The sequence below is a fragment of the Sphingomonas glacialis genome (assembly GCF_014653575.1).
Classification (GTDB): Bacteria; Pseudomonadota; Alphaproteobacteria; order Sphingomonadales; family Sphingomonadaceae; genus Sphingomonas; species Sphingomonas glacialis.
Genome location: NZ_BNAQ01000051.1, coordinates 1 through 511 on the forward strand (window position 1 = coordinate 1; position 511 = coordinate 511).

The 511-nt window shown below is 57.7% G+C and carries 2 protein-coding genes; one reads left to right on the forward strand and one right to left on the reverse strand.

Annotated features, from left to right (window positions below):
- A partial coding sequence (locus tag IE187_RS21605; protein ID WP_229839652.1) for a hypothetical protein occupies positions 1 to 245 on the reverse strand: 245 nt, incomplete at its 3' end.
- Positions 246 to 314: 69 nt separating this feature from the next.
- On the opposite strand from IE187_RS21605, the gene IE187_RS21815 reads away from it, so the two are divergent.
- Positions 315 to 511 (forward strand): glycosyl hydrolase 53 family protein (locus IE187_RS21815; RefSeq protein WP_189677968.1); only part of this gene is annotated, 197 nt, incomplete at its 3' end.

Genomic DNA, 511 nt, shown 5'->3' on the forward strand with positions numbered 1-511 from the left:
CCATGGGGCGGTGAATTCCTCATGGGGCGGTGGCTGAAAATGGCTTTATTCTGCGGAAGGTAAAATTTTACCGACCGCCCCATGGGCAAGTTACCGCCCCATGGGATTTTCGCCGCCCCATGGATGTACGGGTAAAGGCGGCCGAATTGCCTCGTGCCGCCCCCGTGGATATGCAAGTTAAAGAGCATCGGCAGCATGACTGAATGCACATAGAGCGTCCCCCGCATGGTTGTGCCACGTTCCATGGCGGGGTCGCCGTGGTGACTGTCGCCAGTACACGCCATGCCACGCGAGCACGTTGTTGCCGGTGTTCCATGGCGGAAACGTCGTGGGCATACACCTTGGATGATGGCGACGACGATTCCAACACAGTACCCAGTAAAGTAACCGCCGATAATCTCAAGAAATACGACATCAGCCCGCAAGGCCAGGCCGATGAGATTCGCGCGGTCGCCGAGGCCGTGAACAATATCGGCGACAATGATGGCGATGGCGATAAGACCAACGGTGC